Source organism: Yeguia hominis (assembly GCF_014384705.1).
In the GTDB taxonomy this organism is placed as follows: Bacteria; Bacillota; Clostridia; order Oscillospirales; family Acutalibacteraceae; genus Yeguia; species Yeguia hominis.
The window spans coordinates 29,889-50,673 of the sequence record NZ_JACRSN010000014.1; the positions used below are offsets into that span (position 1 = coordinate 29,889).

A 20,785-nucleotide genomic window follows, 5' to 3' on the forward strand; every position below is an offset into this window, starting at 1 on the left:
TCGCCTTTGGCGTCAAGAAAGGAAATTCAATGAAAAAGAAAATCTGTATGATTCTTATTGCGGTGTTTGTAGCCGTCCTCGGCACAAGCACATATTTTATTATCGATCACTACAAGGAGTCGAATAAGCAAGCCGAGCTTTATGGCGAGCTGGCTGACCTTGTGAATGCTGCGGCACAGACGGATGCCGCAACGGAACCGGCGGAGCAGATTCCATACTCCGAGGAAAAGATGCTTCTGCCGGAGCTTGCAGAGCTTTATCAGCAGAACGGCGATTTGGTGGGCTGGATCAGCATTGCAGATACCAACATCAATTATCCCGTGATGCAGTCGGTGAATGAGCCGAATTTCTATCTAAAGCACGGCTTTGATAAGAAATACTCCGACTATGGTTGCCCCTATGTGCAGGAGGATTGCGATGTGCAGGAGCCGTCCGACAATCTTGTCATCTATGGACACCATATGTCCAACGGTTCGATGTTTGCCCACCTTGAAAAATTCAAGAGCAAAGACTTTTGGAGCGAGCATCGGATGATCACCTTCAACACACTGACGGATAAGCAGGAGTATGAGATCGTTGCCGTATTCCGCACAGTGGTCTACACCGACAGTCCCGAAGCATTCAAGTTTTATCGCTTTATAGATGCAGAGAGCGCCAATGAGTTTGACGACTTCATTGCCAAGTGCAAGGAGCTGTCTTTCTATGATACCGGCGTGACCGCCGAATACGGCGATAAGTTCATTACGCTGTCTACCTGTGAGTACAGCCGCAACAACAGCCGTCTTGTGGTCGTGGCGAAGCGCATAACGGAGGACGGTGGTGCGGATGCTGCCAAGACTCACGCCGAAGCAACGGCAGAGGGCGAACGCCCTAATTAAGCGCCTTTGTGCTAATTATGACAACGGCAACTGCCTTGCGCTGGACGACGGAGAACCCTGCGCCTGTGTGCAGAGCATCTCATACTCACTTCTCTGCAAGTATTTCCGCAAAGCTGTTTTGCCGGCAGAGCCTTTGCTGGAAGCGGATATTTTCGGCACACGCTTTGAAAAGTGCGTGTCCTGCGGTGCGCCGATTATCAAGAAGGGCAACCGAAAGAAATACTGCGAGAAGTGCGCTCAAAGAGCTTACAAAGCTCAGCAGGCAGAGTACGCAAGAAGAAAACGGGCAGAGTCGAAAAATAGGTACTGAAAAAGCCAGCAATATCAAGACTTTTCAGCTCCCGCACTTTGAGGGGTAAGGTGTTTATACCTTTACCCCTCGTTTTTAATTCAGGGGCATTTGGGTATGCCCCTGAAAGGAGGGTTCAATGGCTGATATTAAAACGAGAGACGTCGTGAAAGGCACAATCAAGAAGATCGACAAGGCGGCAATCGCCGCAGATCGTATACGCTCCGCCTATGTGCAGACGAAGGAAAAGGCAGAACACACAACGCACCCGGATGAGCATAATGCCGAGGAGTACGCCTCTGACCGTGTGGAAGGCGGCGTTGACCGTATCACGCACGAAGCGGCGCACCAGTTTGATAAGCAGGGGCGCAAGGGGCTGGAAGAAACGAAACGGAATGTGTCCAAAGCAAAGGACGGTGTTCAGAGGTTCCGGGAAAAGCGGGCGGCTGAGTCAATGAAAAGGCAGACTGTCCGCACCTCCGGGAATAAGACCATCAAGGCGGTCGAGCAAACGGAAAAGACGATCAAACAGTCTGCCAGTTCTGCCGGTAAGAAAACCATCAAGACTGCCGGGAAAGGTACAGCCAAAGCCGCACAGAGGTCGGTCAAGACCACGAAAACGGCAATCAAGACCACTCAGCAAGCGGCAAAGGCAGCACAGAAAACCGCACAGGCTACGGTGAAAGCATCGCAAAAAGCCGCACAAGCAGCCAAAGCCACAGCCAAGGCAGCGGTTGCCGGTGTAAAAGCTGCCGTTAAAGCAACGATTGCCGCAGTCAAAGCAATCATAGCGGCGACAAAAGCACTGGTTGCTGCTATCGCCGCAGGCGGTTGGGTCGCTGTTGCGGTCATTGTTGTGATTTGCCTGATTGCTCTGATCTGCGGCTCTGTTTTCGGGGTGTTCTTCTCCGGCGAGGACTCCGGAACGGGAATGTCGATGCAGACAGCCGTGCAGGAAATCAATGCTGATTACGACGCCAAGATAGAAGCGGAGAAAAACTTGGTAGCCTATGATAATATGGAGATCAGCGGTGGTCGAGCCGTTTGGAAGGATGTGCTTGCGGTCTATGCAGTCAAAACGAATACAGACAAGGACAACCCGCAGGAGGTTGCCACGATGGACGAGAGCAAGAAGCAGATCCTCTCGGACATCTTTTGGGAGATGAACTCCATATCTTCCCGCAGTGAAAGCCACTCGGAAACGGAGATCACCGAAACGGACGACGGAAACGGCAACATTGTTCAGACGGAAACGACAGTTACAAAAACAACGCTATATATTACCGTTTCTCATTTGACAGTGGATGAAATGGCTGACCTATATGGCTTTGACGCAGAACAGCGGGAATACCTTGCCGAGCTTCTCAAGGACAAAAACAATTCCCTTTGGGCGGCGGTACTTTACGGTATCCGATACAGTGACGATCAGATCGTCACCGTGGCGCTTTCGCAGGTCGGAAATGTAGGCGGCGAACCGTACTGGTCTTGGTACGGCTTCGGGAGCCGTGTGGAATGGTGTGCTTGCTTTGTAAGTTGGTGTGCCGATCAGTGCGGCTATATCGACACCGGGGTTGTGCCGAAATATGCAGGCTGCGTGAACGGTGTCCAGTGGTTCAAAGATCGAGGACAGTGGATCGACGGTTCTGCCGAGCCTGTCCCCGGAATGATTATTTTCTTTGATTGGGATAACAAGGGTTCGTCTGGTCCGCAGGATGGACAATTCGACCACACCGGCATTGTCCAAAAAGTCGAAAACGGTATCGTTTATACCGTTGAGGGAAACTCCGGTGATAGCTGTCGGGTAAACCAATACAGCGTAGGTCACTACGAAATCCTCGGATATGGAGTTCCGAACTACTGATGGGAAATTAAGAAAACCACCGGCTTCTTCACGCAGGAAGTCGGTGGTTTTCATCTTCGGTTGAGTTTGTACAAAATGAAACACAGCAAAAGGCGGGACACACAGATTTGATAAAATACTATCTATGCTTGGAGGTGAAGCGAAAATGAAAGAATATGGTTATGTCAGGGTATCTTCCTTGGATCAGAACGAAGAACGGCAGATGGTTGAGATGCGAAAGCTCGGAATTGCCGAGGAAAACATCTATAAGGATAAGCAGTCCGGCAAGGACTTTAACCGTCCGATGTATCAGAAGCTGCTCCGTAAACTCAAAAAGGGCGATGTCCTGTATATTTTGAGCATTGACCGACTTGGCAGAAACTACGAGGAAATCCAGAGCCAGTGGAGATTTCTGACACGGGAAAAGGAAGCCGATATTTCTGTAATCGATATGCCGCTTTTGGATACAAGGCGTGGAAAAGATCTGATGGGTACTTTCCTTGCGGATATTGTGCTGCAAGTTCTGTCCTTCGTGGCGCAGAATGAACGGGAGAATATCCGAAAGCGGCAGGCACAGGGTATCGCCGCTGCAAAAGCCAAAGGCATGAAGTTCGGCAGACCTGTCAAAAAGGCTCCGCCAAATTTCCCGGAGATCGTGGAGAAATGGGAAAGCGGTATCATCAAATCCTATGAAGCCGCCGAAATGTGCGGAATGTGTGAGTCGACCTTTTACCATCGGCTGCGGGAATACAGAGCAACATTGAACAGCGAATAAAAAAATCACTGTAAAAAAGTACACCTTTTTACAGTGATTTTTTTGCGCTCATAATGGAGAAAAACAGGCTGTAAAGCTCGCTTTTCTCGACATTTTTTATATTATATCACACTTTTTGCTTTCAGTCAATCGCTCGCAGCCGTTTTTTGGGCTTTTGTATTTAGGTGTACTTTTTTATAAAGTGACGGGAGGTGGTAAGCAATTTGCTTGGTGAGATATACCGTGTCAGTATGATCGGTCATCGTATCGTCGAGGACTTTGATATAGAAGAAAAGCTGTACGACCTGTTCTGCGATATGCTCCGCACAAAGGAATATGTGGAGTTTTATTTGGGCAGAAACGGTGACTTTGACATAATGGCGGCAAGCGTGATTAAACGACTTAAAAAGAATTTCCGTGACGACAACAGCGTTATGATCCTCGTTCTGCCGTATCCGGTAAAGGACTATGAGGATTATGAGAAATACTACGACGAAATCGTTATCCCGAAAGAATTGTACGGCGTACACCCGAAAGCGGCAATTACGGAGCGTAACCGCTGGATGGTGACAAATACCGATGTATTGGTCGCCTATATACGCAACGAAAGCGGCGAAACAGCCGCCTGTGTGCGTATGGCGGAGCAGCTCGGACGGGCAATTATAAAAATATAAAAGCAGGCTCAAATGAGCCTGCCGAGCGTCCGTTTCTTTCGCAGAGTTAGTCACTCTGTTAAAAGCTTTACGGAAAATGCGTATTAACCGCATTTACGAATGAGAACGGCACGGAATGACACAATTCTTTGACTGCTTATAGGCTACATCGCAAGTGCCGCCAGCTTGTCCATATTGGTGCGTTTGAGTTCCAGCGAAGTATGAACATAGCGATTTAAGGTAATCGTAGTATTTGCGTGACCGAGAATTTCGGAAAGTGTTTTTATCTCAAACCCGACCTCAACTGCTCTCGTTGCGAAGGTGTGACGGAGCGTATGTGCGTGAATCCCGTCCAGACCACATTCACGGGTATACTTTTCGATACGGTACTGAACCGAACGAGGTTCCATAAATTCCGACGTTCCCGTAAGAATGTAGGCACACGGATTACGCACGGCAAACTTTCGGCAAAGCTCTGCGGTATTGTCTGTCAAGGGAATGGTACGGACAGAGGTATCGCTTTTCGGTGCGCCGATCAGAATTTTTGTTTTCTCTGCTGTGTCCGTATCGGTGCTGCAAAGCCTTTGCATAGTAGCACTGACCGAGATAACCTTTTCCTTGATGTTTACATCCGACCACCGCAGCGCACACAGCTCACCGATGCGAAGTCCGGTAAACAGCGTAAGCAGCACACCAAACTTGCAGAAGTCCGTACCGTCAAGGAGATATACGGCAAGCCGCTTCTGCTCATCACGGGAAAGCACACGCATTTCCTTGCGGGTTTCTTTCGGGTAGTTGATTTCAACCGCAGGGAAGATGCCCGGAAACTGTGCAGCGGTATATTTCAAAATGCCGTGCAGCACCACCAAAATGTCATGTACCGTTTTCACGGAGAGCTTGTCCGCATCCAACAGCTCTTTTGAGAAATCATCTACTAACCCTGCGGTAATTCCGAGGGGATAACAACCACCGAGCTTCGGCTTGATATGCTTTTCCAAAACCGTGTTATACTTGATGTAGGTAGATTCTCGTATTTTGCTTTTTCGCAAGCGCAACCATTCGTCACAGTAAAAAGCAAAGCGATGTCGTGTGCCGGTCTGCGGTGTCGGTTTGCCTGCAAGCAAAGCCACCTTGTGTTTTGTAACTTTTTCTTTTGCCTCCTTGTAGGTTTTACCGTAGCAAAAGCCGTACTTGATTTTGCCGGACAGTTCATAGCCCTTGATATACCGAGCCTCCCACCGCCCGTCTTTTCTCTTGAAAATGTTTTCATCCTTCTTCATCGTTTGAAGCCTCCTATTTTTATTGTCTGATCGGACACCATATATTTTAGCAAATAGAATTAACTGTTTTCTAACTGCGCACCGGACTGTCCATTCCTGTCGGGAAAATAGTGTTCGTTTATGGCGTGACGCTTTTCGACAACCAAAATTCCGAAATTTTCTTGAAAAATGGCAGAAATCAATCGAATTCACTTGATTTTTCGCAGAACGGTGCTATAATATTTTGCTTGTTGGGTGAATAGCCCTCACAGAGTGCCAAACTCTATGAAAGAAATTGTAATTTTATATTTCCCGTAATGACGGGAAATATATTTTGCGACATTTCATAAAGGGCTTTAAGTCATGGCAAAAATTGACGAAAGGAAGCGCAGCATGGCGCCGCAGAGAACCCCGGAACAGTTAAAATCCATTATTCTCAAAGCGACGCAGCATCTTGTTGCTGTCGGAGGTATGCAGAATTTCAGCTACCCAAAGTTGGCGGCGGAAACCGGAATCAATGCACCGACGGTGTATGAGCATTACAAGAACAAAGAAGCTTTGCTCACCACCTGCTTCCTGTCCATCGACAGTGAAATTGCATGCAAAATTGCCAATGTTCCGAAAAGCCTATCCGCCGGAGTAAGAGATTTGCAGAGCTTAGATAATCTCTGCTGGCTGCTGTGGCTGCCGTATTGGAACTACTTGACTGCCGATTATGACCGCACCCTTTTCTACTGGCACTTTTGCAATTCGGAATATTACACGCCGACGGTCGTGCAGCAGCGTATGCAGAACGGAAAAGTCTTTTGGGAGCTTGTTCAGTCGGTAAATGGGCTATCCCAATTTTCTGAAAGATGCAATCTTGAAATGTTGGTTTGGAACCTCGTTGACAACACAGTGGCAATGGCTGCCAAGGTGCTTAGGGGTATTTATCCAGACGATGAGGTCAATGTAAACACCGTGTATCATATGGTCTTTCAGCCGGTGTTCTCCGTGTTCGGACAAAATAGCGGTGATGATAACAAAGCGGACGACAAATAACCGCCGACCGCTTCATACAGCAGAGCATTAAGCGATTTTTTGAGTAAAGGAGTGAGCCTAAGTGGAACAGAAAAAGAAAATCAAGATAGCCATTATCATTCTCGCCATTCTGCTCGGACTCAGCATTTTAGCCCTCGGTGGCACACTTGTGTATAACAAGCTGGCGAACAATACCCCTACCACCGTGACCGTGCCGGATAATCTGATTACGCCGGATGAGGACACGACCAAGCCCGACAGCAGCGAGAACAACAGCCAAGCGCCGGACAGCTCCGATACGCAAACGCCGAGAAGCTCTGCCAATGCTTCTTCCTCTGCCGTGCCTACGCAAAGCACGACCGCCGAAGCAAAGAAAGCAGCGACCATTGAACTGTATAACAAACAGCCGGAGGAAAACACGCCGTTTGCGGTAGGCAATATGTTCCCCGGCGATGTTGAAACAAAATACTTCCGTGTGCGGGTGTCCTACCACGATAAAATTACCGTGCATTACAAAGCCACCGTCCGCCCCGGCTATGAGAAATTAGCCGAAGTGTTGAAGGTGCGGGTCAATTTGCTCTCCACGGGCGAAACGATGTATGACGGGCTTATGCGGGATATGCCCGAAAGTCTGACGCACAAATTGGCGTCCAAAAAATCTACCACCGACGAGCTGTATTACGAAATTACAGCATATCTCGATACAAGCGTAGGCAATGACTATCAGAACAAGGACTTGATTGCCGACTTCAAATGGTGGGTGGAGGAAACAGGAAATCTCGATGCCTCTCCGCAGACAGGCGACACCTCAAACATTCTGCTGTGGGCGGCGCTTGCAGCCGGCTCACTCAGTATGATAATCATCCTGCTTAAAACCCGTAGGCGTAAGGAGGATGAGGAAAATGTCTGAAACCAAAACCGCTAAAAGGCTGACGGGCGGAATTATTGCCATTATTATTCTTGCCGTTTGCCTTTGCATCACCACCTTTGCCCTTGTGTATGCTTCCGTTTCCGTTGAGAATAACCTGTTCCACACGGGCGAGGTAAAAATCGACCTCAACGACGGCAAGCCAGTCATTCGGGAACACGAATTTCTTTTTGAGCCGGGAATGACCGTTGCAAAGGACTTCTTCATTGAAAACGACAGTACCTGGGATGTGTATTACCGCCTATATCTTGATAATGTTTCCGGCGATCTTGCCGATGTGCTGACCGTGACGATAAAGGACGGCGATAAAGTTTTATACTCCGGCACGGCAAACGAACTGACAAAGCAGAATGTAGTCGCTGCCGATGATACCCTTAAAATCGGGCAGCGCCGCAATTTAACCGTAGTATTCCACTATCCCGAAAATAGCGGCAACGAAACGCAGAACCTCGATCTCACATTCACGCTGTGTGCCGAGGCAACGCAAACGAAAAATAATCCAAATAAGTTGTTTAACTAAAAGGGCGATCCCGGAATGTCAATATTCAAAAAGCGAAAATGGCAAAATACCCCCAAAAAGTCGGGGAGTACTGTCAACCTCTACGATAAAGGAGGTGCGGCAGATGCCCGATAACGGTGCTGAAAAACGTGTATGCTGCGGCTGCGATACCGGCGTTCCGTTTGATATGCCTGTTTCCGAACGCAAGTATTATGAGGTCGGAAGCGGTCAGTTCTGCGGAAACTGTTACATAAAGCTGCACATTTATCCGGGTGAATCGTATAGTCCGGAGCGGGACAAAGAAATGAATCTGCTCCTGCGTCTATGCCGAAACGATAAGGAGTGAGCAAATGAAAGCATTAAAAATAATCCGAAGTATATTTGTGTGGCTGATGGTGGCGCTTGCCGTTTTTATGATGATATTCACCATTATTTCGGTATCCACCTTTGACCGTGCCGACCGTAGCTTATTCGGCTATAAGGCTTTTATTATCCTGTCCGACTCCATGAGCAAGACCGACTTCAATGCGGGCGATTTGGTGCTCGTGAAAACGGTTGACCCCTCCACGCTCAAAGAGGGCGATATTATCGCCTATACCTCGCAGAATACATCCAACTACGGCGAAACCGTCACCCATAAGATCCGCAAGATCACCACCGATGCAAACGGCGAACCGGGCTTTGTCACCTACGGTACAACAACCGACACGGACGATGAAACCGTCGTTACCTATCCGTATGTGCTGGGCAAATACAGCAGCCGTATCCCGAAGGTAGGTACATTCTTTCAGTTTTTGAAAAGCACCCCCGGCTATATCGTTTGTGTTCTCATTCCGTTCCTGCTCCTCATTCTGTTAGAGGGCGTCCGCTGCATCCGTCTGTTCCGCAAATATAAGGCAGAACAGCAGGCGGAGCTGCAAGCCGAAAGGGACAAGATTGAAGCCGACCGTGCCGAAACACAGCGTATGATGCAGGAGCTGCTGCAAATGAAAGCGCAGATGGCGCAAAGCAACGGCGGCGAAACGCCGAAAACGGACGAGGCTCCGTCCGATACCACTACGGTGTAATTCCGGAGAATCCGTGCTTACATATTGTCATTGAAAAATTTGGAATAAGGAGGAAAAACACAATGACAAGCAGCAAATCTACCAAGCGGGCATTGATTTCCAGCGCACTGGCTATCCTTATGTGTGTGGCAATGCTCATCGGCACCACCTTTGCGTGGTTCACCGACACCGCATCCACTGCGGTAAACAAGATCCAGGCAGGTAATCTTCATGTTGAGATTCAGGACAAGGAAGGCACAGAAATTGACACTCTGAAATGGGTCGACAAGGACGGCAATGATATCGCCAATCAGGACGATATTCTCTGGGAGCCGGGTTGTACATACCTGCTCACTCCGTTCAAGATTGCCAACACCGGCAATTTGGCGCTCAAATATAAGATCGTCATCACCGGTCTGGACGGCGATTCCCCGCTGCTCGATGTAATCAAATTCACCTACAAAACCGCAAGTGGCGAAGAATTTGATATGAGCGCCGAGGGTCACCTGACCGCCAAGGGAACTGCCGGTGCATCCACCGATATGATCACCGTTTCCGCTCACATGGACGAGGCTGCCGGCAACGACTACATGGGCAAGACACTTACCGGCATTAAGTTCACTGTTTACGCCACGCAGGACACCGTTGAGAACGACAGCTTCGACACCCAGTACGATAAGGATGCAGGTTATCCTGTTGCTTCTGCTGCAGAGATGAAAGAGGCTTTGGCTAATGGCGGTATCGTTTCTGTCAATAAGGATATCAAAACCGATAATATCGGCGACAATGAAGCAGACCGCATTACTATCAGCCAACCCACTACACTGAATTTGGATGCTAAGATTATCTCTCCCGATGATATGGGTAACAATAGTACCAACTTCTGCGCGCTGATTGTCGATGCTGATACCACCATCAATGCAGGCGAAAATGGCGGAATTAATACCGGTAGGAACGGCGGATATGCACTCAATGTGCGTAAAGGTGCAAATCTGACCATCACAGGCGGCAGCTATTACGGTGGAGGTACTGCGGTACAGGTTCAAGAGGGTACCCTCACCATCACCGGGGGTCATTTTGCTGTCGAAGCGTTCGGCGAGCCTTACGGCTACAACTTCCTGCTGAACTGCGTTGACTCTGCCTACAAGAACGGCAGCGCAAAAATAATTGTTAAGGGCGGCACATTTGTCAACTTCGACCCGTCAAACAATACTGCTGAGGGTGCAGGAACTAACTTTGTTGCGGACGGCTACAAGGTTGTTTCCGCAAGCCAAACCAATGGCGAAGTGTGGTACACCGTTGTTCCCGAATAAATTCTAATTTTCAAGTCCTCTCCGCCCTCGGGCGGAGGGGCAATCAAAGGGCATAAGGCTTACTTGTGTCTTTTGATTGCTTTGGTGTAATCACAGAAAATCCATGTTTTACATATTGGCATTGAAATTATATAATAGGGAGGTTAAAACACGATGAAAAGCAGCAAATCTACCAAGCGGGCATTGATTACCAGCGCACTGGCTATCCTTATGTGTATTGCAATGCTTATCGGCACCACCTTTGCGTGGTTCACCGACACCGCATCTACTGCGGTAAACAAGATCCAATCCGGTAATCTGGATGTGGCTCTTGAAATGTCCACCGACGGCACAACTTGGGAAAGTGCCGAGGGCAAGACCCTTACTTTCAAGACCAAAGACAATAGAGCCGCCGACCAAATTCTCTGGGAGCCAGGCTGTACATACGAGCTGCCGCAGCTCCGTGTTGTCAACAAAGGCAACCTTGCTTTGAAGTACAAGATTCAGATCACCGGTATTCAGGGCGACGCAAAGCTCAATGAGGTTATTGATTGGACCATCAACGATGCCGCTATCAATCTGACCGAGGGACATCTGTCTGCCGGTCAGACGGGCACTGCTTTCACCATCAAGGGTCATATGAAGGAAACCGCCGGCAATGATTATCAGAATCTTACTATTGATGGCATCGGCATTACCGTTGTTGCCACGCAGGACACTGTTGAGTACGACAGCTTCGGCAATCAGTACGATGCGGACGCTCCGCTTGATTTTGAGCCTGTGTCTACATCCGACGAACTGAAAGCGGCGGCGACTAACGGCAAGAATGTGCAGCTCACACAGGATGTAACTCTGACGGACGCTCTTACCTTTGACAAAGCGGTAACGATAGACCTAAATGGAAAGACGCTGACTAGTAGCTTGAATAGTAATGGATATTCTCTTGTGACAAAAGCAGATGCAACGATTGTAAACGGAACATACAAGGGAACCGGCACAGCCCGCGGTATCGGTGCCTACGGAAACCTGACCATGCGTAATGTGACGGTTGATGTTGCCGGTCAGGTTGGTGTGGCTTGCAGTGCTGCTGACAGTCAGTATACCATTGAGGACTCGACGATTAAAGGCGGTTATGCGCTGTGCAACTTCAACAATAATGCGACGATTAATGTTTCCAACAGCACCCTTGAGGGAAAGAATGTCGGCTTTTACCATAATGGTTCTAATTCCGGTTTGAATCTGACCGTAACCGGGACGAAGATCAACGCCGACAACAACGGCACTGATGCTACCGGAGTTTACATTTCCGGCTCCACGGCGACGAGAGACGCTGGCGGCTATCAGAAGGCTAGCTTCACCGACTGCACGGTTAAGGGCAATGCAGCTATCGAAGTGAAGTACACCAATCTGACGCTGAATAATTGCATCGTAACCGCTACGGTGGACAGCGCGAATGCGAGCTATACGCAGAACAACAACGGCTCCACAACCAATGGTTTTGCGGTAGTCTCCACCGACAACGCCACAAATAATACCATGCCCAAGCCGGAAGGAACCATCACAATCAATGGCGGCAGCTACACCGGCTTAATCGGACTGCATAATTTCTCCGAGATTCAAACGAATTTCCCGGGCTTTGTGGATGCGTCCTATGTAATCAATCCATAATCTCGAACAGATGACACACTGTCCCCTCCGCCCGAGGGTGGAGGGGCAATCAAAGGGCATATCGTTGACACAAGCTTTGTATCTTTCCGCCCGCCGTAAGCGGCAGGCGTCAATCACGGTGCTGTATCTCCTCTCCCCAACAAAACCGCTTTGCTTGTTTTGTCGGGGACCCCGGATGAATATGCCTTTTGATTGCTTTGGTGTAATCATAGAAAATCCGTGCTTACATATTGTCATTGAAAAATTTGGAATAAGGAGGAAAAACACAATGACAAGCAGCAAATCTACCAAGCGGGCATTGATTACCAGCGCACTGGCTATCCTTATGTGCGTGGCAATGCTCATCGGCACCACCTTTGCGTGGTTCACCGACACCGCATCTACTGCGGTAAACAAGATCCAGGCGGGAAATTTGGATGTACAATTAGAGTACAGCAAAGATTTCACCGAATGGAAAAAGGTGAACGATACGACTAAGGTGTTCGAGGACAGCACACTGTGGGAACCCGGTCGTACAGAGGTTGTATATCTTCGTGTTACGAACGCAGGAACGCTTGCACTGAAGTATACGCTCGGCATTTATAACCTTTACAATAGCACCGGCAAAAATGTTTTGGGCAACAAATATAGTCTCAGCGACTATGTGAAGCTGGGCGTAGCGGAAGCCGATGCTGCATATGCAGACCGTGCGGCTGCTATCAGTGCTGTGCAAGACAGCGCCAAAACGCTTAATAGTATTGGAGACACCGGTGTTGTCGGTGCAGACCTTGCTACCAACACTACAAAGGTCTATGCAATGGTGCTTTATATGCCTACGGAAGTCGGAAACGAAGCTAACCCGAAAAATAATGATCCGTATTGGGCGGCAAAGGTTTCCTTCGGTATCAGTGTAAGCGCTACACAGGCAATGTCTGAATCGGATTCGTTTGACAATACATACGATGAAGATGCTGCCACCATTCTGTCTGCAATCAGCTTTTCTTCCGGAAAGCACGAAATCACCCAGAATATGCAGGCGAACGGACGCTTTGGCGCAGTACAGGCGGAAAAAAGAGCTCAGTTTACGATCAATGCCGATGTATATGCCGTGTACACAAAAGATACAAGCGGCACTACCGGCGGAGCCATGGCTGTTTCTGCTGATGGAAACAGTAAGGTCATCATCAACGGCGGTGATTTCCGTCAGGTCAGTGTACCTGCCGACGACCCTGTATGCGATCTGATTTATGCCCTCGGCAATGCTACGATCGAAATCAACGGCGGTACCTTCAAGGCCGTGACTCCCGCTAATACCTTGAACTGCAAGGATGGCTCCAATGCGAAGATCACCGTTAAGGGCGGTAGCTTCTATAAGTATGACCCGTCTAACCCGACCCTTGGAGACAACGAAGTTGTCGTTGCTGCAGGCTACCATGTAGTACCTGACGGCGACTGGTTCAATGTTGTTGCCGATTAACTGAAAATCACAAAGAAATCAAGTCCGCTCCGCCTTCGGGCGGAGGGGCAATCAAAGGGCATAAGTTATGCTTGTGTCTTTTGATTGCTTTGGTGTAATCACAGAAAATCCGTGTTTACATATTGTCATTGAAAAATTTGGAATAAGGAGGAAAAACACAATGACAAGCAGCAAATCTACCAAGCGGGCATTGATTTCCAGCGCACTGGCTATCCTTATGTGTGTGGCAATGCTCATCGGCACCACCTTTGCGTGGTTCACCGACACCGCATCCACCGGGGTCAATAAGATTGTGTCCGGCAATCTAAAAGTGGATATTATCGGCGCGGACAGCGATTCTCATATTGAGAAGCTGAACTTCACCAAAGCTGCTACGACGGATGCAGAAGCTGGCGCAGAGATTCTCTGGGAGCCGGGCTGCCGTTATCTGACCGAGGGCTTCAGAATTGCCAACAAGGGTAATTTGGCTTTGAAGTGGAAAGCACAGGTCAACACGGGCACTACCGCTGCTAATGAGGGTAATTTCGATCTGTTGGATGTTATTGACTTCTATCTGGTAACAAAGGCAGCCGATGGAACAGAAACTGAAACTGCGCTTGACGAGTTCACCGGCAATCTGAAAAAGACCGAAACCAGCGATGTATATTACATCAAGGGCGTGATGCAGACCACTGCCGGCAATGACTATCAGGGCCTGACGCTGGACGGCATCTCCCTCACCGTTGTCGCCACCCAGGACACTGTTGAGAGCGACAGCTTTAATAATCAGTACGACAAAGATGCTGAATATCCTATTTCAGTTACAACGGGAGACGAACTGCAGGCCATTGTGAGCAATGCAACAGCTCCTGTCAATATCGTGCTGACGAACAGCATTACGACCAAGAACTTCGTCATCCCTGCGGATAAGGATGTAACCCTGGATTTGAATGGTCGCACTGTAACGAATGCTGGATCGCACACCATTCTGAATAAAGGCCATCTTACTCTGACAGATTCAAGCGCAGATAAAAGCGGTCAAATCATCTCCCTCAAGGGCAACACTGCAGCACTTCGCAACGGAGATAATGCAGTCTGTGTAGTCGAGGGCGGAACAATTTCTCGTGACGGGGCCAATGGAAATACATGGCATGTAGTTGAAAACTTTGGCAAGATGACCTTCAATGGTGGTAAGGTCGTCCTAAAGAACGGAAATGGCTTTGCTATCACCAATGGCTGGAATTATATTGATCCTGGTGCTTCTACTACGCATGCAGTGATGGAAATCAACGCTTTGGAACTTGATACCGATTCCAGTGGAATTAAGAATTGCAGATATGGCGATTTAACCGTAAATGATGTGACCGTGACCTCCACCGGATATTGGGCCCTTTCCAACGACTATCTTGGAACAGCCGTAATCAACGGTGGAACCTTAACTTCAAATTCTTTCAAAGCAGTTTCCAACGGTGCTGCAATGACGGTGAATGGCGGAACCTTTGACGGAACAGAAGGGCTTTTCGTTCAGAGCTATGCCACATTCACAGTTCTCAACGGCGGAACCTTTGCAAACATGAACGTTGACGCACTCTCTAACTATGTCGGTACGGGACACACCGCACAGCAAAGCGGCACATCCGTGATTATTAAGTAAAACCCTATTTCCACCCCCTCCACCCTCGGGCGGAGGGGCAATCAAAGGGCATAGGCGAGGGCGCGTGTGCCTTTTGATTGCCTTGGTGTGACCACTGAGACAGTGTTTACATAATGTAATTAAATGGGAGGAAAACACGATGGAAAACAGCAAATCTACCAAGCGGGCATTGATTTCCAGCGCACTGGCTATCCTTATGTGCGTGGCAATGCTCATCGGTACCACCTTTGCGTGGTTCACCGACACCGCATCCACCGGGGTAAATAAGATCCAGGCGGGGAATCTGGATGTCAAGCTTATGTACAGCACCGATATGGTTGAGTGGAAGGAAGCCACCGATCAGACCAAGCTCTTTGACGACAAGGCTCTGTGGGAGCCGGGTTACACACAGGTGGTGTATCTGAAGGTTGTGAACGCCGGTAATCTGGCTCTGAAATATGAGGCCGGCTTCTCCAAAAACTACACCTCCAACAGAGGAAAAAATGTTAACGGCGATTGGTACCGTGTGGATAATTATCTGAGGATTGGCACTGCTAAGACCAATACCGTGTTTGCAAACCGCGAGGCTGTTTGGTCTGCCATTTCCGCCACCGAAAAGACTTTGGCGAAGGATGTTATGCTCACCGACGGATGGATTACTCTGAAAGCAGGAGAAGAGTCCGAACCCTTTGCCGTAGCAATCTACATGCCCACCTCAGTCGGCAACGAAGCCAATGCTTCAAGGCTCAGACCTTCCTCTGTCTCCGGCCTCGGCATTGAGGTGCGCGCTACTCAGGCGACTGTGGAAAGCGACAGCTTTGATAACAATTACGATGCAAATGCGGCTACTGTGCTCAATCGCGTGGAATATACTGACGGCGAACATACAGTGACCGGCAACATTCAGGCAAACGGCACAGCCGGTGCAATTCACGGAACGGGTACTGCAAAGATTACCGTAGATGCTACAACGGTTTACGGCACTTATGTCAGCAACTACGCGATGGCCGTCTGCGCTTCCAGTAGATCCGAGATTATCATCAAGGGCGGCGAATTTGCAAATCAGGCTCCTGCGGGTTCCGCGCTGTCCCTGATTTATGCAGAGGACAATGCGAAGATCACCATTGAAGGCGGCACCTTTAAGTGCGTCAGCCCGGCTTGGACGCTGAACTGCAATGACAACGATGCTGCCACTATCACCGTTAAGGGCGGCTCGTTCTATCAGTTTGACCCGTCCAATGTCACTGTCGGCGAAGGTGAAATCTTCATTGCTGACGGCTACAAGGTCGTTCAGAACGGCGACTGGTACAATGTTGTTCCCGAATAAATTCTGATTTTCAAGTCCTCTCCGCCCTCGGGCGGAGGGGCAATCAAAGGGCATAAACTGTGTATTATGCCTTTTGATTGCCCACACAAACACAATCGAAAGGAGATACATCATTATGGACAACAATAGCGGCGCTTTGATACTCTTGATCGTTCTGATCGCATCTGCCTTTCTGCTGATCCTTATTCGGCTTCCAAAATTCGTCAACGATTTCGGACGGGAAAAGCAATATCTCTTAAACGAGATGCGCCGTGCAGCAGACTACAACGAATATCGCTATTGGCGCAGAGAACTCCGCTGCCTTTACCTCTGCCTTATTCCGTTTGTGACCGAACGAAATGTAATGAAGGTGTACCCCGTATTCTTCCACCGGGCAAAGCACGCAACAAAAGAAAAGCGCTCGGACGGTCTTATGCACATTCTCGCCCCCTCAATGCTTGCTATCTGCATCTGCGCTATCTGCCTTTGCGGTGTAAGCTGGGCTTGGTTTACCGCCTCTACTTCAACAGGCACAACGGCGATCCAAAGCTCGTCCTATAAGCTGTCCTATCAGGTTAATGAGGACACCGCCGCAACCGAGCTTACCGAAGCGGATAACACCTATACGCTGACAGCAGATACAGCCGTGATAACACTGAAAGCCACCGGAACGGCAGGCGCAACAGGCTATTGCAGTATAAAAATCGGTGATGAAACCTACTGCACCGAGCAGATATTTGTGAATGACACCTCTGAATTCACCTTTACCGTAAACGCTGCCGCAGACACAACTATCACCATCACCCCTAAATGGGGAACATACTCCCTCGATGCCACGCTTCATAACGGCGATGTTATCACCGCCACCGGCTCACAGCAAAACAACACCCAAGAGCCGAACAACGGCGTGACCGCCGAGCCGTCAGCCGAGCCTACTGCTCCGACCACACCTACAACTCCTACAACGCCGAGCAGCACTCCGGCAGAGAGCCAAACCGCCACGCCCGAACCCTCGGCAAACGCACCAACCGAACCCGAAACCACCGACACAGAACCAACTCCTGCGCCGGAAACTGCAACCCCGGAAAGCACCACGGCAGCTCAGACCGAGCCGCCCACAACCGAGGAAAGTGAAAACAACTGAATAAAACCACAAGCCGCAACGGATTATATCATTCCGCTGCGGCTCTTTTTATATCCTTTGTATCTTTGATTTTGCGCAACCACGGAATTGTGCAGATGGTGTCTGCACAATCTGCCGAGATGCTATTTCAAAAATCTGTTTTCATACTCCTGATGGCGCAGGCAATAGCCCTGTGCAATCAGTGCGTCCGTTTTTAATGCGACAAGGTTTGTGTCCGAGTGCATTGCACGGGCAATCTGCTGTATGTCATAGCCGTATCTGATGTATTCAAGTATTTCTTCATCACCCAATGATACCTGAGAAGCAAAAACATTTGCTTCGTATTCCATTCGGCTTTCCTGCATATTGAAGATGTTAAATTCCTTAAAGCCCCCTGCTTTTACGGCTTCCTTGCGGTGCAGGGTATCGTGTCCGATCTCGTGGAGCATTACAATACTCTCCATAGCAGGGTGCAAGTCATTTTTGATGAAAATAAAGCGGTTGCGAAGTATCACCTTGTAAGCTCCACGCTGCCGCTTGTAATTCATAGGAATTACCTCTATGCCAAGCTCACGGGCAATCCTGTGCGGATCTCTCGTTCCGAGCGTATCGACCAGCCTGTTTGCCGTCTGCACGATCTCCAAGGTTTGAATATCCAAGAGCGAACACCCCCTTCTTACCTATTTCTACAACTTTATTCTAACATAACAAGTGTCCCATAAGCGGGACTAAATCAAATTTATTGGTTCTTGCGGTACTTTTTCGGAGTGTATTTCTTGTTCTTTTCCTTTGCAATCCAATAGGCTTCTTGAATACCTCTCATCATCTCGTCCAAATCTTCGTCGGCAAGACCGCCGCCGGAAAAAAGACCGCTGACTTCATCTACCAGCTCTCTTTCCTGCTTTGCACCCTTTGCCCCATATTTTTTGGCGGCAGCAAGCATAAATTCCTCGCCTTCATTGAGGAAGTAGTTTTCTTCCGTATGAAACAGCTCCGCCAGCTTGTAGTAGACCTCTCTCTTTTTCGGATAGCGTTCGCCGGACTCATAGTTGGAGATCGTTCTGAGGGAAACCCCAAGAGCTTTCGCCAATTCCTCCTGCTTTAAGCCCGCCTTTGTGCGGGCTTCTTTTAATTTCTCGCAAAACTTCATCTTACCGTCCTCCGTGGTGTGTAAAAAATGTTAGAAATTAAGTTGCCTGTTTCTATTGACAAACGCAAGTAAGTTGCATATATCTTACCCCAAGTTGCGTGTTGTGTCAAGGGGGTTTGAGAAAGATGTTGCAATTTATCTTTATGCTGACCGATGATATATCGCTTTTATTTAGTATGCCCGATTCATACAGACAAGGAGGAGCAATGGGACGAAAAGATACAAAGGCAATTAAAAACATCACAAAGATGTACGAGCAGTTAGAGCTGGCGCAGGACGATATTTTTCATAAAACAAAGCTGCTTTTGAGCATTTATCGTGATGTGGTATGGGCAACCCTTTCAAGTTGCGACTGCGTAAATGAAGAAATCTATTACTACGGCGACGATCTGAACGAAGCCCTTGTATATTTAGAGGAATTTGCTCCCGACATCGAGCACAGCGAATTTGAAAGCCGAGTGTGCAGCCTCTTTGAAAACAAATGGATGATTGACCTGATTGACAAAGCAATGAGTAAGGTCTATGACTACCATAACAACGGCAAGCTATACCACGAAATACTCTCAAAGAGCTATCTGACCGCTTTCCGCTATTCCGAAAGTGAGCTGTTGGAAATTCTGGGTATTGAACGCAGCACCTTTTATGACCGTAAGGAAGAAGCGATAATGCTGCTCGGAATTGCTTTATGGGGATATGCAATTCCGGCGTTCCGTGGTATTTTTGATGTGGAAGGAGATGAGGACGAAATTCCTGAGTTTTTCATAAATACAGCGCAGTCCGACCTATGTCCGACGAAAGTACGATAATTGTCCGAGCAAATCCCTACTGAATGTCCGACTTCACCTATGCTATACTTGCTATGCTGATGAATTGCAGCCGTTTTTTGCGGCTGGCACTAAAAAGGCAGAAAATTGTCACAAATCTGCCACTGACACGGGAAAAGCGCCGTGTTATAATAGTATCGTCGAAAAATGTGGGCAATTTACTTGCCAACAAGCAACCTGCCGATAATACTGCCTTTGCAATCCGTCAGAGCAGGCAAATGAATACGACTGACTTATTAAAGCAGTTACAGCCTTAAACGAGGTTTGTAGCTGCTTTTTTTTTGCCCGTTTGCCGTGATTGCACAGTGAAAAATGTTTTCTTGAAACGAGGCGGTATTTTTCACTAAGTTATAAATAGCTTAGGCGAAGCGAATTGAATACGACGAATTGAGAATGAAGCCGTTGTAGCCATCAAGTATTGACTTGAAAACTGCAACGGCTTTTTTTGTACCCTTTTCGCTTTTTTCTGAGCAGAAAGGGTGAAGTTATGTTTTTACTGCATTGGCAGAGCGCCGTGTCCCGTTATCCCTGATTTCGGAATGAAGTTTTTTATCTGACATTTATAAAAAATTCCGAATTTCAAGGAGAACACAAAAATGACGAACAACACAATCAATATCGACATCGACGCATTGACCGAAGATTTTAAGGCGCATTGTAAGGTTATCAAGCTGGGGTGCGAGTACCCCGGCTACACGGGCAAGGAAAAGTATGGCATTATCAGCGATCTAAGCTATGAGCAGCTCACAGAAAGGTATGCGCCTATTGTAGAGTGCTACCTGCCTTTCGTGCTTCTCAGCAAAGATATGGGCGAGATATTTGCAGAGTTTAACCGAAACGAGGACAAGTTCTACAAGCGTATGCGGCGGGATGATGTTTACGGCTTTGAGGACGGCACGACCGAGCGCCACAACATTGAATGCTGCATCCCCGATTTTACAGAAGCCCTGTTTCGGGAGCGCTTTCCAAAGCGCCTCGTGGAAAAAGCGTTTGCGCTGCTTACCCCTATTCAACAAAGCCGTGTGAAACAGTATATTTTCGGGAAAAAGTCTTTTGCCAAAATTGCCGCTTCGGAGGGTAAAGCAAAGAACACAATTCAGGAGTCATACGACGCCGCAATCAAAAAGATGAAAAAATTTTTGAAAAACACCCTGCCAAAAGACACCCCTTATTCAGAGTAAGTGAAGG

The 20,785-nt window shown here is 48.4% G+C and carries 21 protein-coding genes; 18 read left to right on the forward strand and 3 right to left on the reverse strand.

What is annotated here, in order from left to right; translation table 11 throughout:
• The first annotated feature begins 29 nt into the window (after positions 1 to 29).
• From IAG03_RS09535 to IAG03_RS09555, 5 genes are all read left to right on the forward strand, one after another.
• A complete protein-coding gene (locus IAG03_RS09535; RefSeq protein WP_249319865.1) occupies positions 30 to 878 on the forward strand; it encodes a class B sortase in 849 nt (282 codons plus the stop codon).
• Complete coding sequence (locus IAG03_RS09540) at positions 826 to 1,188, forward strand: cysteine-rich VLP domain-containing protein (protein ID WP_249319866.1); 363 nt, start codon at positions 826 to 828, stop codon at positions 1,186 to 1,188. The genes IAG03_RS09535 and IAG03_RS09540 overlap by 53 nt, the downstream gene beginning before the upstream one ends.
• 118 nt (positions 1,189 to 1,306) lie before the next feature.
• Positions 1,307 to 3,028 (forward strand): CHAP domain-containing protein, encoded by a 1,722-nt coding sequence (locus IAG03_RS09545; RefSeq protein WP_249319867.1) that lies wholly within the window; start codon positions 1,307 to 1,309, stop codon positions 3,026 to 3,028.
• Between the two features lie 145 nt (positions 3,029 to 3,173).
• Positions 3,174 to 3,782 (forward strand): recombinase family protein, encoded by a 609-nt coding sequence (locus tag IAG03_RS09550; RefSeq protein WP_249319868.1) that lies wholly within the window; start codon positions 3,174 to 3,176, stop codon positions 3,780 to 3,782.
• A 203-nt stretch (positions 3,783 to 3,985) separates the two neighbouring features.
• On the forward strand, positions 3,986 to 4,435 hold the full coding sequence (locus tag IAG03_RS09555; RefSeq protein ID WP_249319869.1) for a hypothetical protein: 450 nt from the start codon (positions 3,986 to 3,988) through the stop codon (positions 4,433 to 4,435).
• Positions 4,436 to 4,578: 143 nt separating this feature from the next.
• Here the strand turns inward: IAG03_RS09555 and IAG03_RS09560 are convergent, their stop codons facing one another.
• Positions 4,579 to 5,694, reverse strand: coding sequence for a tyrosine-type recombinase/integrase (locus IAG03_RS09560; protein WP_249319870.1), 1,116 nt, complete (start codon positions 5,692 to 5,694; stop codon positions 4,579 to 4,581).
• Positions 5,695 to 6,066: 372 nt separating this feature from the next.
• Here IAG03_RS09560 and IAG03_RS09565 point away from each other — a divergent pair, with 372 nt between their 5' ends.
• The 11 genes from IAG03_RS09565 to IAG03_RS09615 all read left to right on the forward strand — a co-directional run bounded on the left by IAG03_RS09565 (position 6,067) and on the right by IAG03_RS09615 (position 17,644).
• Positions 6,067 to 6,714, forward strand: coding sequence for a TetR/AcrR family transcriptional regulator (locus IAG03_RS09565; RefSeq protein WP_249319871.1), 648 nt, complete (start codon positions 6,067 to 6,069; stop codon positions 6,712 to 6,714).
• 61 nt (positions 6,715 to 6,775) lie between these two features.
• On the forward strand, positions 6,776 to 7,603 hold the full coding sequence (locus IAG03_RS14435; RefSeq protein WP_249319872.1) for an LPXTG cell wall anchor domain-containing protein: 828 nt from the start codon (positions 6,776 to 6,778) through the stop codon (positions 7,601 to 7,603).
• Positions 7,596 to 8,141: a M73 family metallopeptidase gene (locus IAG03_RS09575; RefSeq protein ID WP_249319873.1), complete on the forward strand. Its 546-nt coding sequence runs from the start codon at positions 7,596 to 7,598 to the stop codon at positions 8,139 to 8,141. The genes IAG03_RS14435 and IAG03_RS09575 overlap by 8 nt, the downstream gene beginning before the upstream one ends.
• 103 nt (positions 8,142 to 8,244) lie before the next feature.
• A complete protein-coding gene (locus IAG03_RS09580) occupies positions 8,245 to 8,466 on the forward strand; it encodes a hypothetical protein (protein WP_249319874.1) in 222 nt (73 codons plus the stop codon).
• A 4-nt stretch (positions 8,467 to 8,470) separates the two neighbouring features.
• Complete coding sequence (locus tag IAG03_RS09585) at positions 8,471 to 9,187, forward strand: signal peptidase I (protein WP_249319875.1); 717 nt, start codon at positions 8,471 to 8,473, stop codon at positions 9,185 to 9,187.
• 62 nt (positions 9,188 to 9,249) lie between these two features.
• A complete protein-coding gene (locus IAG03_RS09590; protein ID WP_249319876.1) occupies positions 9,250 to 10,479 on the forward strand; it encodes a SipW-dependent-type signal peptide-containing protein in 1,230 nt (409 codons plus the stop codon).
• Positions 10,480 to 10,632: 153 nt separating this feature from the next.
• Entirely contained in the window at positions 10,633 to 12,126 is a 1,494-nt protein-coding gene (locus tag IAG03_RS09595) for a SipW-dependent-type signal peptide-containing protein (protein ID WP_249319877.1), read from the forward strand.
• A gap of 268 nt (positions 12,127 to 12,394) precedes the next feature.
• Positions 12,395 to 13,582 carry a SipW-dependent-type signal peptide-containing protein gene (locus IAG03_RS09600; RefSeq protein ID WP_249319878.1) on the forward strand — a complete coding sequence of 396 codons (1,188 nt, stop codon included), beginning with the start codon at positions 12,395 to 12,397 and terminating at the stop codon, positions 13,580 to 13,582.
• Between the two features lie 160 nt (positions 13,583 to 13,742).
• Positions 13,743 to 15,215, forward strand: a complete 1,473-nt coding sequence (locus IAG03_RS09605) for a SipW-dependent-type signal peptide-containing protein (protein ID WP_249319879.1) — start codon at positions 13,743 to 13,745, stop codon at positions 15,213 to 15,215.
• Positions 15,216 to 15,354: 139 nt separating this feature from the next.
• The gene (locus tag IAG03_RS09610; protein WP_249319880.1) at positions 15,355 to 16,521 is read left to right on the forward strand and encodes a SipW-dependent-type signal peptide-containing protein; all 1,167 of its coding nucleotides are present in this window, start codon (positions 15,355 to 15,357) and stop codon (positions 16,519 to 16,521) included.
• Positions 16,522 to 16,636: 115 nt separating this feature from the next.
• Positions 16,637 to 17,644 carry a superantigen-like protein SSL4 gene (locus IAG03_RS09615; RefSeq protein ID WP_249319881.1) on the forward strand — a complete coding sequence of 336 codons (1,008 nt, stop codon included), beginning with the start codon at positions 16,637 to 16,639 and terminating at the stop codon, positions 17,642 to 17,644.
• 122 nt (positions 17,645 to 17,766) lie between these two features.
• Here the strand turns inward: IAG03_RS09615 and IAG03_RS09620 are convergent, their stop codons facing one another.
• On the reverse strand, positions 17,767 to 18,282 hold the full coding sequence (locus IAG03_RS09620) for an ImmA/IrrE family metallo-endopeptidase (protein WP_249319882.1): 516 nt from the start codon (positions 18,280 to 18,282) through the stop codon (positions 17,767 to 17,769).
• Positions 18,283 to 18,362: 80 nt separating this feature from the next.
• On the reverse strand, positions 18,363 to 18,773 hold the full coding sequence (locus IAG03_RS09625) for a helix-turn-helix domain-containing protein (RefSeq protein WP_249319883.1): 411 nt from the start codon (positions 18,771 to 18,773) through the stop codon (positions 18,363 to 18,365).
• 206 nt (positions 18,774 to 18,979) lie between these two features.
• Here IAG03_RS09625 and IAG03_RS09630 point away from each other — a divergent pair, with 206 nt between their 5' ends.
• Positions 18,980 to 19,579 carry a PH domain-containing protein gene (locus IAG03_RS09630; RefSeq protein ID WP_249319884.1) on the forward strand — a complete coding sequence of 200 codons (600 nt, stop codon included), beginning with the start codon at positions 18,980 to 18,982 and terminating at the stop codon, positions 19,577 to 19,579.
• Positions 19,580 to 20,193: 614 nt separating this feature from the next.
• Complete coding sequence (locus IAG03_RS09635; protein WP_249319885.1) at positions 20,194 to 20,778, forward strand: hypothetical protein; 585 nt, start codon at positions 20,194 to 20,196, stop codon at positions 20,776 to 20,778.
• Positions 20,779 to 20,785: the final 7 nt, after the last annotated feature.

Excerpts from the sequence above, each read along its gene's own strand:
- IAG03_RS09630 (WP_249319884.1), top strand. The coding sequence starts at position 18,980 with ATGGGACGAAAAGATACAAAGGCAATTAAAAACATCACAAAGATGTAC.
- IAG03_RS09575 (WP_249319873.1), top strand. The coding sequence starts at position 7,596 with ATGTCTGAAACCAAAACCGCTAAAAGGCTGACGGGCGGAATTATTGCC.
- IAG03_RS09590 (WP_249319876.1), top strand. The coding sequence starts at position 9,250 with ATGACAAGCAGCAAATCTACCAAGCGGGCATTGATTTCCAGCGCACTG.
- IAG03_RS09545 (WP_249319867.1), top strand. The coding sequence starts at position 1,307 with ATGGCTGATATTAAAACGAGAGACGTCGTGAAAGGCACAATCAAGAAG.
- IAG03_RS09540 (WP_249319866.1), top strand. The coding sequence starts at position 826 with ATGCTGCCAAGACTCACGCCGAAGCAACGGCAGAGGGCGAACGCCCTA.
- IAG03_RS09615 (WP_249319881.1), top strand. The coding sequence starts at position 16,637 with ATGGACAACAATAGCGGCGCTTTGATACTCTTGATCGTTCTGATCGCA.
- IAG03_RS09535 (WP_249319865.1), top strand. The coding sequence starts at position 30 with ATGAAAAAGAAAATCTGTATGATTCTTATTGCGGTGTTTGTAGCCGTC.
- IAG03_RS09580 (WP_249319874.1), top strand. The coding sequence starts at position 8,245 with ATGCCCGATAACGGTGCTGAAAAACGTGTATGCTGCGGCTGCGATACC.
- IAG03_RS09625 (WP_249319883.1), bottom strand. The coding sequence starts at position 18,773 with ATGAAGTTTTGCGAGAAATTAAAAGAAGCCCGCACAAAGGCGGGCTTA.
- IAG03_RS09635 (WP_249319885.1), top strand. The coding sequence starts at position 20,194 with ATGACGAACAACACAATCAATATCGACATCGACGCATTGACCGAAGAT.
- IAG03_RS09600 (WP_249319878.1), top strand. The coding sequence starts at position 12,395 with ATGACAAGCAGCAAATCTACCAAGCGGGCATTGATTACCAGCGCACTG.
- IAG03_RS09610 (WP_249319880.1), top strand. The coding sequence starts at position 15,355 with ATGGAAAACAGCAAATCTACCAAGCGGGCATTGATTTCCAGCGCACTG.
- IAG03_RS09565 (WP_249319871.1), top strand. The coding sequence starts at position 6,067 with ATGGCGCCGCAGAGAACCCCGGAACAGTTAAAATCCATTATTCTCAAA.
- IAG03_RS09605 (WP_249319879.1), top strand. The coding sequence starts at position 13,743 with ATGACAAGCAGCAAATCTACCAAGCGGGCATTGATTTCCAGCGCACTG.
- IAG03_RS09595 (WP_249319877.1), top strand. The coding sequence starts at position 10,633 with ATGAAAAGCAGCAAATCTACCAAGCGGGCATTGATTACCAGCGCACTG.
- IAG03_RS09560 (WP_249319870.1), bottom strand. The coding sequence starts at position 5,694 with ATGAAGAAGGATGAAAACATTTTCAAGAGAAAAGACGGGCGGTGGGAG.
- IAG03_RS09585 (WP_249319875.1), top strand. The coding sequence starts at position 8,471 with ATGAAAGCATTAAAAATAATCCGAAGTATATTTGTGTGGCTGATGGTG.
- IAG03_RS09550 (WP_249319868.1), top strand. The coding sequence starts at position 3,174 with ATGAAAGAATATGGTTATGTCAGGGTATCTTCCTTGGATCAGAACGAA.